Raw genomic sequence first — 13,416 nt, forward strand, 5'->3', positions numbered from 1 at the left:
AACGATCCCGGAGACACGGCTATGAGCCGCCCCCACGTGCCGTGGCATCGGTCGCGTCATGCCGCGCTGCGCCTGTGTTCTGCGAGCGCACTGGCTTGCGGGCCGGCCCTGGCGATGGCTCAGGCCGCGCCACCGGTCACCGATCCGCTCCTGACACTCGCCACCACCACGGTCATCGGCACGACACCGCTGCTTGGCGTCGGCACGCCGCTGTCGCAGGTCTCCGCGAATGTGCAGACGCTGCGCGGCAGCGATCTGCGCAGCCAGCATCGCACGGTCCTCACCGACGACTTCGAGAAGAACCTGCCCAGCGTCGACATCAACGAGGTGCAGGGCAACCCCTATCAGACCGATCTTCACTATCGCGGCTTTACCGCATCGCCGGTGCTCGGTACGCCGCAGGGGCTGTCGGTCTTTGTCGACGGCGTGCGCGCCAACGAGCCGTTCGGCGACGTGGTCAACTGGGACCTGATTCCGCGCATGGCGATCGACACCATCCAGTTGATCCCGGGGTCGAATCCGACCTACGGTCTGAACACGCTGGGTGGCGCCATCACCATCGCCACGAAGAACGGCAAGCAGAGTCGCGGCGGCTCCGCCGAGGTATCGGGCGGCTCCTGGGGCCGCAAATCGGCGCAGGCGGAACAGGGCGGGACGATCGGAAGCCAACTCGATTACTACGTCAGTGCCAGCGCGCTGAACGACAACGGCTGGGCCGATCACAACGCCAGCCGGATCCGCCAGGCGTTCGGCAAGCTGCGCTACACCGGCGCTGACACCACGCTGTCGCTCTCCATGGGCGGCGCTGACAACACGCTGCAGGGCACGCAGACGATCCCGCGTGCGTGGCTCGGCAACCCAGCCCAGCCGTACACCTTCCCGGACACGAACCAGAACAGCACGGCCTACGTCACGCTGTCTGGCGACCACGCCTTCAGTGACGATCTGCAACTGAGCGCGAACGTCTATTACCGGCATTTCCGCAACGCCAACCTCAGCAGCAACGTCAACGAGGACTTTGGCAGCGTTGACGCAAACGGGAATGTCGACACGGTGCAGTCGCGCAACGCCCAGTCCGTCATTTCCACGGACAGCTACGGTGCCGGCGTGCAACTGACGCGCATGGACACGATTGCCGGGCGGGACAATCAACTGGTGGTGGGCGCGGCGGCCGACTTTGCAAATTCCGGCTTCACCCAGGCCTCGCAGGACGCCTTCTTTACCGATGCGCGTGCGTCGATCGGCACGGGGGATTTCACCCAGACCACCCATGCGAAGACGCGCAACAGCAACCTTGGCGTGTACTTCAACAACACGCTGTCGCTCGGCAAGCCGTGGACGCTCACGCTGGCGGGCCGCTACAACGTTGCGCGCGCCGTCATTCGTGATGCCAGCGGTGCGCAGCCGCTGCTCGACGGCGATCACACGTTCTCGCGCTTCAACCCCGCCATCGGCCTGAACTGGAACCCCACGCCCGGCCTCACCGCCTATGCGACCTATAACGAGGGCATGCGCGCGCCAACGGCCATTGAACTCGCCTGCGCAGATCCAGCCGCACCGTGTTCGTTGCCCAACAATTTCATTGCCGATCCGCCGCTCAAGCCGGTCGTCTCGAAGACGTTCGAGGTGGGCCTGCGTGGCCGCGTGGGCCAGGCCACCACGTGGAGTGCCGCCGTCTACAACACGACGCTCAACGATGACATCCAGTTCGTGAGCGCCGGCGCCGCCAGCACGCTGGGCTTCTTCCAGAACGTCGGGCGCACCCGCCGCCAGGGCTTCGAGCTTGCGGGGCGCACGCAGGCCGGACCTCTCGGCATCAGCGCCAGCTACAGCTACGTCAGTGCCACCTACCGCTCTGCGTGGACGGAGCACAGCCCGAGCAATTCCAGCGCAGACGCGGGCGGCAATATCAGCATCAAGCCGGGCGACCGCATCCCCGGCATCCCCGAGAGCACGGCCAAGCTCCGGCTCGACTACAGCGCCACGCCCAAATGGAAGATCGGTACCAGTCTGGTCTGGCGCGGGAGCATCTACGCGCGCGGCGATGAGAACAACGCGGATGCCAACGGCAGGCTGTCCGGCTATTTCCTCGCTGATCTCGACACGACCTACCAGGTCACGAGGCAACTGCAGGTCTTCGCCACGGTATCGAACCTGTTCAACCACCGTTACCAGAGCTTCGGTGTGCTTGGCGCAAATGCCTTCACCGGGCCGAACAACACCTTCAATGGCACGAACCCGGTCAGCGGGCAGTTCGTCGCGCCGGGTGCGCCACGCAGCGTGTGGATCGGGTTGCGATATGCGTGGCAGTAGGGCGGCGTGAGACACCGCGCGTGCTCCATTTCGCAACAGCGCAGGTGATGTGTTGCGTCATGGCGCACAACCGGACGCGCCAGGCCGCATGGGACCGCTGCGTTTTCGCGGTTGCCGGGTGGCATGGGATTTGCCAAGGAGCCGTCCGGTGCGACTGGCGCATCAGCGGACTTTGACAACAACGAGAGAGGTAGAGGAGATAACGATGAGAACACTACGAGTGATCACGCTTGCGGCGGCAAGCCTGACGGCAACGCTCGCCGCATACGCTGCAACGCCCCCTGTCACTGACGCGATGATCCAGAACGACGCGAAGTCGACTGGTGACGTGCTGACCTGGGGGATGGGCACGCAGGGGCAGCGCTTCTCCGGGCTCACCAAGATCAACACGAAGAACGTCAGCCAGCTGGTGCCGGCGTGGTCGTTCTCGTTCGGCGGCGAAAAGCAGCGCGGGCAGGAAGCGCAGCCGCTGATCTACAACGGCAAGATGTTCGTGACCGCGTCGTACTCGCGCATCTATGCGATCGACCTGAAGACCGGCGCCAAGCTCTGGAAGTATGAGCAGCGCCTGCCCGAGAACATCATGCCCTGCTGCGATGTGGTCAATCGCGGCGCAGCGCTTTACGACAACCTGGTCATCTTCGGCACGCTGGATGCACAGCTCGTCGCCCTGAACCAGGACACCGGCAAGGTGGTGTGGAAGGAGAAGATCGACGATTACGCCGCCGGCTACTCCTACACCGCCGCCCCGCTGATCGTGAAGGGCATGGTGCTGACCGGCGTGTCCGGTGGCGAGTTTGGCGTGGTGGGCCGCGTGGAGGCACGCGATGCCAAGACTGGCCAACTGATCTGGACCCGTCCGACCGTCGAAGGCCACATGGGCTACAAGTACGACAAGGACGGCAACAAGACCGAGAACGGCATGACCGGTACGCTCAACGCCAGCTGGCCCGGCGAGACGTGGAAGACCGGCGGCGCATCGACGTGGCTGGGTGGCACGTACGATCCGCAGACGAACCTCGTCTACTTCGGCACGGGCAACCCCGGCCCGTGGAACAGCCACATCCGCAAGGGCGACAACCTGTATTCGTCGTCCACGCTGGCACTCGACCCCGACACCGGCAAGATCGTCTGGCATTACCAGAACACGCCAAACGACGGCTGGGACTTTGACGGCGTCAACGAGTTCATCACTTTCGACATGGACGGCAAGCGCGTGGGCGGCAAGGCCGACCGTAACGGCTTCTTCTATGTGAATGACGCGAAGACCGGCAAGCTGCTCAATGCCTTCCCGTTCGTGAAGGTCAACTGGGCCACCAGCATCGACCTGAAGACCGGGCGGCCGAACTACGCGCCGGACCACCGCCCGGGTGACCCAACCGCGGCCACCGGCGAAGACAAGAAGGGCAAGTCGGTCTTTGCCGAGCCAGGCTTCCTCGGGGGCAAGAACCAGATGCCGATGGCGTACAGCCCGCAGACCGGCCTGTTCTACGTGCCGTCCAACGAGTGGGGCATGGACATCTGGAACGAACCCGTCAGCTACAAGAAGGGCGCGGCCTACCTGGGTGCGGGCTTCACCATCAAGCCGCTCAACGAGGACTACATCGGCGCACTGCGCGCGGTGAATCCCAAGACCGGCAAGATCGAGTGGGAAATCAAGAACTACGCGCCGCTGTGGGGTGGTGTCATGACCACCGCCGGCGGGCTGGTGTTCTGGGGCACGCCCGAGGGCTTCCTGAAGGCAGCCGACGCCAAGACGGGCAAGGAGCTGTGGAAATTCCAGACCGGCAGCGGCATCGTTGCACCGCCGGTCACCTGGGAAGACGGCGGTGAGCAGTATGTGGCCGTGGTCTCGGGCTGGGGCGGCGCCGTGCCGCTGTGGGGCGGTGAGGTGGCCAAGCGCGTGAACTTCCTGGAGCAGGGCGGCTCGGTCTGGGTGTTCAAGCTGCACAAGAACTAAGCCGTACCGCGCCGGGCTGTGCGCTCCCAACGGCGCACGGCCGGGCGCGGCCAATTGACAGCGTCATGGAGTCTTGGAAAGTGATCATGCGCAATGGAGTGTTCTCGCTGCTGACCCTGGTGTCGGCGGCAACCTGCGCGGCTGGCGCCCACGCAGCGCCCGATATGCAGGCGCTGGCGGAGAAAAGCGGTTGTTTGTCGTGCCACAGCGTGCAGAACAAGGTGGTCGGACCTGCATTCGTCGATGTGGCGGCCAAATACAAGGGCGATGCAGAGGCGCCCACCCGGCTTGCGCAGAAGGTGCGCGCTGGAGGTAAGGGTGTCTGGGGCCGCATCCCCATGCCGCCGCATCCCGAACTCAAGGAAGACGAGGCACGGCAGCTGGTGGCGTGGGTGCTGAGCGCGGGGTCGTGACGGCGCCCGGCGAGACGCCGGCACTGTCCGGCATGGGATCCCGCTGAAGGGGGCGCGCGCTGCGCCCCTTTTTCTATGACTTCGCCAAGCGGCGCGAATTGGCGTCGGTGCGAAAGAGGATGGGGACCTCACCCGTGCGCGCGTCCCGCATCTGCCCGAAGCCGTTCATCGACGCCATCCTGCCCTGCAGCACAACGGTCTGCAGCGCTGCGTGATCGGGAGAGTGGCCGCAGACCGGATCGGTGCGCGCCGCGTCGCCGGTCAGCAGATAGGCCTGGCAGCGGCAGCCGCCGTAGTCGTCTTCGCGCGAGTCGCACGAGCGGCAGGGCTCGGGCATCCAATGGGTGCCGCGAAAGCGCTGGAAGGCGTCGCTCGTCCGCCAGATCTCGCGCAGGGGGGTGTCCAGCACGTTGGGCAGAACCAGCCCCGGCAGCATGCGTGCGGAGTGGCACGGCAGCGCCACGCCGTCTGGCGCCACGCCCAGGAAGGTCGTGCCCCAGCCGTTCATGCACTTCTTGGGGCGCTGCTCGAAATAGTCGGGCACGACGTACAGCAGCTGGCATCGATTGCCGATGCGGGCGCGGTAGTCGTTGACCACCGCTTCGGCGTCGCGCAACTGCTCCAGCGTCGGCATGAGTGAGAGGCGGTTTTCCCACGCCCAGCCGTAGTACTGCGTGTTGGCCAGCTCAAGGTACTCGGCGCCGATCTCCAGTGCCATGTCGATGATGGCGCCCACGTGCGGCAGGTTGTGCCGGTGCATGACGCAGTTCATGACCATGGGGTAGTCGTGCGCCTTGATGAGATCCGCCACGCGGCGTTTCAGATCGAAGGTGCGCGTGCTCGACAGAAAGTCATTGAGCTCGCGTGTCGAATCCTGGAACGACAGCTGAATGTGATCGAGCCCCGCCGCACGCAGCGCGCCGAGCCGTTCATCGGTCAGGCCCACGCCAGACGTCACGAGGTTCACGTAGAACCCGAGCCGGTGCGCGTGCGCGACCAGCGTTTCGAGATCCTTGCGCAACAGCGGCTCGCCGCCGGACAGGCCAAGTTGCACCGCACCGAGCGCACGTGCCTGGGTGAAGACGTCGCACCACTGCTCCGTGCTCAGTTCACGGTCGTGCCGGGTGTAGTCGACCGGGTTGGAGCAGAACGCGCAGTGCAGCGGACACCGATAGGTCAGCTCGGCCAGCAGCCAGAGCGGCGGGCCCGCGACCGTCTCCGCTGCCGCGTCAAACGAGCCAGCCGCGTTCGAGTGCATGGTGGACAAAGGCGTGGACTTCCGGAGCGATGCCCTGCACGCCGAAGGCGGATTGCAGGTCGTCGATCAGCATGTCGAGGGTGTGGGCTCCATCGCAACGCTGCAGGATCGCGGCGGCGCTGTCGTTGAGCGTGACCATCCCCTCGGGATAGAGCAGCACCCAACTGTGCTGCATGTCTTCCCACTGGAGGCGGAACGTACGGTGCAGCGTGGGGCGGGCCGGGTCAGACAGGGACGCAGTCATGGGTGTGAGCTTGTTGAATGGCATCGAGCATCGACCAAAGGATGTCGAGCTTGAATTGCAGAATGTCGAGCGCGCGCTGTTGCTGCTCGGGCGTACGGAAGTAGTCGAGCGTCACGCGCAGGCCGTGCTCGACATCGCGCGAGGCCAGCGGAATGCGCGAGCGGAAATACGCCAGCCCTTCCGGCTGCACCCACGGGTACTGCTCGGGCCAGCCCGCCAGCCGCTCCTTGTGGATGTCCGGCGCAAACATCTCCGTGAGCGAGGAGCACACCGCTTCCTGCCAGGGCACACGGCGCGCGAAGTTGACATAGGCGTCCACGGCGAAGCGCACGCCCGGCAGCAGATGCCGGTGCGACCACAGCGCGTCGCGCGTGAGCCCGACGGCCTCGCCCAGGCGCACCCAGCTCTCGATGCCGCCAGGCTGCGTGTCGTTGCCGTCGTGATCGTGGATGCGGATGATCCACTCGCGGCGCGTTTCGCGGTCGGGGCAGTTCGACAGGATGGCCGCGTCCTTGAGCGGGATGTTCACCTGGTAGTAAAAGCGGTTGGCGACCCAGGTGCGGATCTCGTCCGGCGTGCATGCGCCGGCGCGCATGCGCAGGTTGAACGGGTGATGAATGTGGTAACCCGCCTGCTTCGCACGCAGCCGGGCTTCGAATTCTTCAGCGTTCCAGGCAACAGGGTGTGTCATAGCGCGATTTCCATGCCGTCGTAGGCCACCTCGATGCCATGCGCGTCGAGCTCGCGACGCTGCGGCGAGTCTTCGTCGAGGATCGGATTGGTGTTGTTGATGTGGATGAGCACCTTGCGCGTGGCCGGCAGCTGGTCGAGCGTCTCGATCATGCCGCCCGGACCGGACTGCGCAAGGTGTCCCATGTCGGCCGCCGTCTTGGCAGAGAAGCCAAGGTCTTTCATTTCGTCGTCGTGCCAGCATGTGCCGTCGACCAGGACGACGTCCGCCGCGCCCATCTCGTCGAACACGTGCGGTTCAATGCGGGCGAGACCGGGTGCGTAGAAGGCGCGCCGGCCGCTCTTGCGATCGACGATGCGCAGGCCGATGTTGTCTCCCAGGCGCCGTGCGTTGCGGCTCGGGGAGTAGGGCGGCGCCTTGCTTTCCAGCGGGATGGCGGTCAGCGCGACATCCTGCAGCGGCGGGATCGAAAACGCAGTCCCATCCAGCGCCAGCGCGCGCGTGTCGAGCCCGCAGTAGTGCGACAGCATGCGGGTCAGCGGAAACGCCGTGGACAGATCGCTGAGCACGGCTGCCGAGGCATAGACGGGCAACGGCTGCCGGTGCTCGCGCAGCATCAGCAGGCCGGTCACGTGGTCGATCTGCGCGTCCATCAGCAGCACGGCCGCGATGCCGGTATCGCGCGGCGCGCGTGCGGGTTGCAACGCCGGGGTGGCGCGCAACTGCGCCAGGATGTCCGGCGATGCGTTGACGACGATCCAGTTCTGGTGCGCGTCGCCAAGCGCGATGGAAGACTGCGTGCGCGGCGTCGCGCGCAGCGTGCCCTGGCGCACGCCATCGCAATTGCGGCAGTTGCAGTTCCACTGCGGAAAGCCCCCGCCAGCGGCCGAGCCAAGAACCTTCAGTGTCGTCATGATGCAAGGTCAACAGTGTCGGACGGATTGAGCAAGAAGCCGGCCAGGTGCTGGCCGCGCCGACAGACAAAAAAGAAGCCCGCCGTAGACAGCGGGCGGGCTCGGAGAGAACTACGCGTTCAGTCGTCCGACATCAGCGATTGGCGATGTACATGGTGATCTCGAATCCCAGTCGCAGTTCGGTATAGGCGGGCGTCGTCCAGGTCATGTCTCCTCCTTGAGGGTTGGCATAGTTGGTGATTTGCTTTCGATCGTTCAACGGTTGACCGGCGTCGTGCCCGGCGCAACCGCATCCTCAGGAGGCAACATCCATGCCCGCACCCGTGTGGCCGGCAACGTCGGTCTGCTTTACGTTGCATACGCCCGATGCCCACCGCCTGCACGTGCGGCAATGCGGTCCGCACGACGGCGAGCCCTGGCTGGTGCTGCATGGCGGCCCCGGAAGCGGGTGCCAGCCTTCCATGGCAGGCTGGTTCGACCCGCTGCGGCATCGGGCGGTGCTGCCCGACCAGCGCGGCGCCGGCCGGTCGCGCCCGGCCGGGTCACGGCGGCGCAATACGCTGACCGCGCTGCTGGCTGATCTGGAGCAACTGCGCACCACGCTCGGCATCGAGCGCTGGGGCGTGGTCGGCGGCTCGTGGGGCGCAGCGCTGGCACTGGCCTATGCGGCGCGCTTTCCTGATGCAGTGGCCGCCCTGGTGTTGCGCGGCGCCTTCCTCACGGGCTTCGATGATGTGCAGGCCCTGTTCGATGCGCGCGGCGCCGGGCGTGCCTTCTTGCGTGGCGTTGACCGCAAGGGCGAGCGCCATCCCGGGGCGCGCGGGCGCCTACTGGCAACGGCAAAAGTGTTGCAGGCTGGTACAACTGCTCAGAAATGGAACACTGCGGCGCAGTGGCAGCTTGCCGAGCGGCGCCTGCTGGGGTTGCCGCCCGCGCACCGTGGGTCGCGCCCGCAGCAGATGGCACTGCTGCGCAAATACCAGCTCCAGGCGCATTACCTGGTTTGCCGCTGCGGGTTAGGGAAGACAACCTTGCTGAGGGCCGCCGGACGGATCGGCGGAAGCGGGCTGCCTGTCACGCTGTTGCATGGCCGGACCGACAAGGTCTGCCGCCCGCGCAATGCGCAGCGCCTGCAGGCAGTCATCCCGCAGGCCCGGCTGATGTGGGTTCCAGCCGGGCACCTTGCGGAGGGGGACATGGTGCGGGCGCTGCGCGCCGCGATCGGTGCTGCGGCGTGGTCAGTCGGGGCGCGGCACGCCACCGGCCTCGTCGATCTTGCGGTAGACGGTATTGCGTGAAATCCCCAGCGCCTTGGCCGCCGCCGAAATGTTGCCCTGGTGCGCCTTCACCGCCGCCAGGATGGCCATGGTTTCGACATCGGCAAGCCGCTTGGGCTGAACGTCGCCCGCCCCGGGCGTAGGCTGGACCTGCGCGCTGCCTGCGGCGACCGGAGCCGGCTGGGTGCCGTGCCGCGCTTGCCAGTCTTCCAGAAAGTCATCCGGCAGGTGGTCTTCGGTGATTTCCGGGGCGTCTTCGGCCATCAGCCGTGCGGTGCGCAGCAGATTGGCGAGCTGGCGGATATTGCCGGGCCAGTGGTAGCCACGGAACATCTGCGCCACGCGCTCGCTGATGGGCAGCGGGCCGCCCTGTTCCTGCCGCAGCAGCGTATCCGCCACCGCGTCCAGGTCACTGCGCTCGCGCAATGCCGGCAGACGCACGACCAGGCCGTTGAGGCGGTAGTACAGGTCCTCGCGGAACTGGCCACTGGCCACCATCTCGCGCATGTTGCGATGGGTGGCGCACACCACGGCCACATCCACCTGGATCAGCTTGTTGCTGCCCAGCGGCGACACCGCGCGCTCCTGCAGTGCGCGCAGCAGACGGGCCTGCAGATGCAGCGGCATGTCGCCGATCTCGTCCAGGAACAGCGTGCCGCCGTTGGCCAGCACCATCTTGCCGATGCCCCCTTTCTTGCGGGCGCCGGTGAAGGCGCCTTCTTCGTAGCCGAAGAGTTCCGATTCGATCAGCGCCTCCGGAATCGACGCGCAATTGACGGCGATGAACGGTCCGGCGTGGCGCGGGCTGTCCGCATGAATGGCGCGCGCCAGCAGTTCCTTGCCGGTGCCGGTTTCGCCCAGGACCATGACGGTGATGTCCTTGCCGATGACCTTGCGCAGCTTGCTGATGACGGTCTTGATCTGGGCATCGCCCGTGTCGAGCGCATCGAGGCTGGCGGGTTGCCTCGGCGGCGCCATATAGGGCCGGGTTGCCGGCGCCGCGCTGGGCTCGGCAGCGGGGTCGCTGCCGATCGCGCCGCGTCCGATCGGGCTGGCCGTGCGCTTCCACTCCACCCGGGCGAACACCTTGACGCCGCTCGGCAACTGCAGCTGCAGGACGCCGGCGGGTGCGCTGCGCTCCGAGTCGATCAATTGCGACATCGACAGGCCAAACAGCGAAGAGAAGGTGTGCGCGTGCAGCGATCGGATCGACAGTCCCAACTGGAACTCGCCGCTGCGGTTGGCCGACAGGAAGCGCCCCGCAGGCGTGAACGCCGCGATGCCTTCGACCAGCGTGCCAATGAACTCCGGACGCGAGTGGAAGCGGATGCAGACCACGTCCTGGAAGGCGTTGGCGAACAACTGGTTCTCGATCATCTGCGCGGACATGCGGACCAGCGCCATCGTGTGCTTGTGGAAGCCGCGATGATCTCCCGTCACATCAAGCGCGCCGACCGTCTTGCCATACGGGTCGAAGATGGGCGCACAGGAGCAGGTGAGGAACCGGTTGGCCTCCAGATAGTGCTCCGACGCATGGACGAGGGTGGGCCGGGCCTCGGCCAGTGCGGTGCCGATGGCGTTGGTGCCCCGGCTTTCCTCCGACCAGAGCGCGCCCGGCTGCAGGGCCACCTTGCTGGCCCTGGCCAGGAAATCGTCATCGCCCAGCGAATGCAGGATCAGCCCCGATGTGTCCGTCAGGATCACCATGCTCTGGGTGTTGATGATCTGGCTGTAGAGCGTCTCCATGACGGGTAGCGCATGCGTGAACAGCGACTGGCTGCGCTCGATCTGCGTTTTCAGCTCGCTTTGCTGCACCGGGCAGAAGTCGGGCGACTCATATGTCCGCAGGCCGTATGACTTGGACCGCTCGTGGGACTGCGCAATCAGTTCTGGCTGATCGTTGTCCGGCGTATCGCCAGACGTGGCAGGGGCGTTCTCGGACGCGCGCTGGGCGGCTGCCGCGTGGGAAATCATGCTCGTCTCCTTGAAGTCGCCCGCGATCTATGCGCGGGTCGTCCGGGTTGCCCTTGCTGAGGCGCGAACCCGAAGTGTTGCGCCATGAAGCAAGACGCTTGCCAGGGTGTTGCATTCCGGAGCACCTGTGCCAGCCGCATTTCGGTTCTGCGGCCCGCCGGTGCGAGGGTGCGTCGTGGATTGGCCGCCGCCGCCGTCTTGGTATGGCTCTTGCAGAAATGCCTGCAAAACGCATTTCAACGACAAAACAGGAGACACTCTTGGACACGCCACGCAACTTGTTCGCGCTGCTTTCCATCTGCGCGCTTTTGGCAGCGGGAGCCCCCGCCACCGCAACGGCTCACGGCGACGTGACCCCGCAGGCCGTAGACACGCACACCTTACCGCAACTGGGGCCGGATTGGCGTCAGGACAATCCATACAGGACGGGTAGTGCACATGACGAGGCGCTGCGCATCGGCGCGTCCGCGTTCAACCAGAACTGCGCACGCTGCCACGGGCTCGAGGCGATCTCCGGCGGTATCGCCCCCGACCTGCGCAAGCTCGACGCCGACTGCATGTCGCTGGCCGATGCGAAAAAGAAGGAAGCCTGCTACGGCGAGATCTCGCAGTACTTCACGGCCACCGTCCGCAAGGGACGCACACGCGACGGGCGGGTCTACATGCCGCCGTTCGGGGGCGTTCTGAGCCAGGAAGCCATCTGGTCGATCAAGACCTATCTCGAATCCCGCCGCGTGCAGGAATAACGCCCCAACATCGGCTTCGCAGACCACGCTCCCCGGGCAGCCCGGCGGTGCGGGTCTGCCCACGCGGTCCGGACGACGGCCGCCGTCACGCCCCTTCGCCAGGAGAGTTTCCATGAGCGCCCATCCCCGGCCGGTCACGGCCTGCATCCGCCGCAGCGTTGTCAGCATGCTGCTTGCCGCGGCAACCGCCATGACCCTGCTTGGCGCCGCCCCCGCGCATGCCGACATGGCGAAGATCCGCCAGACCGGCAGCCTCAAGATTGCGCTGTACAAGGGCCTGCCGCCGTTCTCCGACAACGTCGGCAAACAGTTCGACGGCATTGATGTCGCGCTGGCCAAGGCGCTGAGCAAGCAGATGGGGCTGTCCCCGGCGCTGCTGCCGTTCGACGCCGACGACGACAGCGTGTCGGACGACCTGCGCAATATGGTCTGGCGCGGGCATTACCTCGGGTATGGCCCGGCCGACGTGATGCTGCATGTGCCGGTCGATCCAGTCTTTGCCCGCCAGAACCGCGAGGTGCTGATCTTTGCGCCGTACCACCGCGAGACATTCGTGCTGGTCTACGACCACGACCGCATTCCCCAGGTCAGCCGCTTCGAAGACTTGCGCGGCCAGGTGACCGGCGCCGAGGGCGGCACGGCAGGCGCCAACGCCTTGCTCTCGAGCGCACAGGGGGCATTGCGCGACAAGGTGAAGATCTACCCGCACGCCGCCGATGCGCTGCGCGCGCTGTTCTCGGGCGAAGTCGCTGCCGTAATGGTGATGCGTTCCGAATATGAAAGCGCGCTGAAGGCGGGCGGTCAGTCCGCTACGCGGTTTGCAGCCGCCGAATTGCAGTCGCCGTTGCTCCCGGCGCATGGTTGGGCGGTCGGCATGGCGGTCAAGGCAGACCAGCCTGAACTCGCGCAATCGCTGGAGAGTGCGCTCAATGCGCTGCGCGCCAGCGGCGAGCTGCAGCGCATCTTCGCGCAGTACGGGGTATCGATGGTGGCGCCCTAGCTTGTCGGGCGGCAACAACCGCGCGCACGAAATGCCCTACAATGCGCGGATGCCGCGTGCCATCCCAAGCTACTCGCTTCGGGCCATGCTGTTGCTGGTCATCGTGTTGACCCAACTGCTGAGCCCGCTTCTGCACGGCCACCTCGGAACTCCGAAACAAACTGGCCTGCACGTGCATCCCGCGCTATCTGGTGCGGTTGATTCTCATTCCCTCGCGTTGAGATCGCCGCACGATGCATCTCTCTCCCCCGGGGCCGAGACGACGGGCCGTCATGTGGCGATGCTGAACAAAGAGCCGCTCGAGGTCGACGTCGATCCCGCCCTTCGCCCGCTCGATCTGGCGGCGTTTCTTTTTGCCGCAGCGGCGCCTGGCGTCTCTGCGCTGACCTTCCTCCTGCTGGCCGCGCTTGCCTGTGCCGCCCTGTGGCGACCTGCCTACCGGCCCGTGCCTGCTCTGGCACGCTGGCGCGATCGCATCAATCGGCCGCAGCCAGCGCAAGGCCCTCCACTGCTGTCCTGATATCCGTACCCGGCCGACGGCTGGCGTGCGTGCCGCGACTTGTTGACCTGCAACAAGGCTCCGGTGTCTGCATTGGCGATGATGAATCCAAGAGGAGCATTGGCTC

Annotated in this window: 13 protein-coding genes; 7 read left to right on the top strand and 6 right to left on the bottom strand. The window is 66.0% G+C overall.

Annotated features, from left to right (window positions below):
- The first annotated feature begins 21 nt into the window (after nucleotides 1-21).
- From R2N03_RS02215 to R2N03_RS02225, 3 genes are all read left to right on the top strand, one after another.
- Complete coding sequence (locus R2N03_RS02215) at nucleotides 22-2,313, top strand: TonB-dependent receptor (protein WP_316654707.1); 2,292 nt, start codon at nucleotides 22-24, stop codon at nucleotides 2,311-2,313.
- A 205-nt stretch (nucleotides 2,314-2,518) separates the two neighbouring features.
- Nucleotides 2,519-4,273: a PQQ-dependent methanol/ethanol family dehydrogenase gene (locus tag R2N03_RS02220; RefSeq protein WP_316654709.1), complete on the top strand. Its 1,755-nt coding sequence runs from the start codon at nucleotides 2,519-2,521 to the stop codon at nucleotides 4,271-4,273.
- 86 nt (nucleotides 4,274-4,359) lie between these two features.
- The gene (locus R2N03_RS02225; RefSeq protein WP_316656502.1) at nucleotides 4,360-4,686 is read left to right on the top strand and encodes a c-type cytochrome; all 327 of its coding nucleotides are present in this window, start codon (nucleotides 4,360-4,362) and stop codon (nucleotides 4,684-4,686) included.
- 73 nt (nucleotides 4,687-4,759) lie between these two features.
- Here the strand turns inward: R2N03_RS02225 and pqqE are convergent, their stop codons facing one another.
- The 5 genes from pqqE to pqqA all read right to left on the bottom strand — a co-directional run bounded on the left by pqqE (nucleotide 4,760) and on the right by pqqA (nucleotide 8,001).
- A complete protein-coding gene (gene pqqE / locus R2N03_RS02230; protein WP_316656504.1) occupies nucleotides 4,760-5,944 on the bottom strand; it encodes a pyrroloquinoline quinone biosynthesis protein PqqE in 1,185 nt (394 codons plus the stop codon).
- On the bottom strand, nucleotides 5,916-6,188 hold the full coding sequence (gene pqqD, locus R2N03_RS02235; RefSeq protein ID WP_316654712.1) for a pyrroloquinoline quinone biosynthesis peptide chaperone PqqD: 273 nt from the start codon (nucleotides 6,186-6,188) through the stop codon (nucleotides 5,916-5,918). Before pqqD ends, pqqE begins: the two co-directional genes overlap by 29 nt.
- A complete protein-coding gene (gene pqqC / locus R2N03_RS02240; RefSeq protein WP_316654713.1) occupies nucleotides 6,169-6,879 on the bottom strand; it encodes a pyrroloquinoline-quinone synthase PqqC in 711 nt (236 codons plus the stop codon). The genes pqqD and pqqC overlap by 20 nt, the downstream gene beginning before the upstream one ends.
- Nucleotides 6,876-7,793 carry a pyrroloquinoline quinone biosynthesis protein PqqB gene (pqqB, locus tag R2N03_RS02245; RefSeq protein WP_316654715.1) on the bottom strand — a complete coding sequence of 306 codons (918 nt, stop codon included), beginning with the start codon at nucleotides 7,791-7,793 and terminating at the stop codon, nucleotides 6,876-6,878. The genes pqqC and pqqB overlap by 4 nt, the downstream gene beginning before the upstream one ends.
- 133 nt (nucleotides 7,794-7,926) lie before the next feature.
- On the bottom strand, nucleotides 7,927-8,001 hold the full coding sequence (gene pqqA / locus R2N03_RS02250; RefSeq protein ID WP_012355514.1) for a pyrroloquinoline quinone precursor peptide PqqA: 75 nt from the start codon (nucleotides 7,999-8,001) through the stop codon (nucleotides 7,927-7,929).
- A gap of 103 nt (nucleotides 8,002-8,104) precedes the next feature.
- On the opposite strand from pqqA, the gene R2N03_RS02255 reads away from it, so the two are divergent.
- Nucleotides 8,105-9,091 carry an alpha/beta fold hydrolase gene (locus R2N03_RS02255; protein WP_316654717.1) on the top strand — a complete coding sequence of 329 codons (987 nt, stop codon included), beginning with the start codon at nucleotides 8,105-8,107 and terminating at the stop codon, nucleotides 9,089-9,091.
- Here the strand turns inward: R2N03_RS02255 and R2N03_RS02260 are convergent.
- Complete coding sequence (locus tag R2N03_RS02260; RefSeq protein ID WP_316654719.1) at nucleotides 9,032-11,044, bottom strand: sigma-54-dependent Fis family transcriptional regulator; 2,013 nt, start codon at nucleotides 11,042-11,044, stop codon at nucleotides 9,032-9,034. The two genes, R2N03_RS02255 and R2N03_RS02260, sit on opposite strands and share 60 nt — an antisense overlap.
- 260 nt (nucleotides 11,045-11,304) lie before the next feature.
- Between R2N03_RS02260 and pedF the strand changes: the two genes are divergently transcribed.
- The 3 genes from pedF to R2N03_RS02275 all read left to right on the top strand — a co-directional run bounded on the left by pedF (nucleotide 11,305) and on the right by R2N03_RS02275 (nucleotide 13,310).
- Complete coding sequence (pedF, locus tag R2N03_RS02265; protein WP_316656514.1) at nucleotides 11,305-11,790, top strand: cytochrome c-550 PedF; 486 nt, start codon at nucleotides 11,305-11,307, stop codon at nucleotides 11,788-11,790.
- Between the two features lie 112 nt (nucleotides 11,791-11,902).
- A complete protein-coding gene (locus R2N03_RS02270; protein WP_316654721.1) occupies nucleotides 11,903-12,790 on the top strand; it encodes a substrate-binding periplasmic protein in 888 nt (295 codons plus the stop codon).
- A 1-nt stretch (nucleotide 12,791) separates the two neighbouring features.
- Nucleotides 12,792-13,310 carry a hypothetical protein gene (locus tag R2N03_RS02275; protein WP_316654723.1) on the top strand — a complete coding sequence of 173 codons (519 nt, stop codon included), beginning with the start codon at nucleotides 12,792-12,794 and terminating at the stop codon, nucleotides 13,308-13,310.
- The last annotated feature ends 106 nt before the right edge of the window (nucleotides 13,311-13,416 follow it).

The organism is Ralstonia condita, assembly GCF_958405655.1.
Classification (GTDB): domain Bacteria; phylum Pseudomonadota; class Gammaproteobacteria; order Burkholderiales; family Burkholderiaceae; genus Ralstonia; species Ralstonia condita.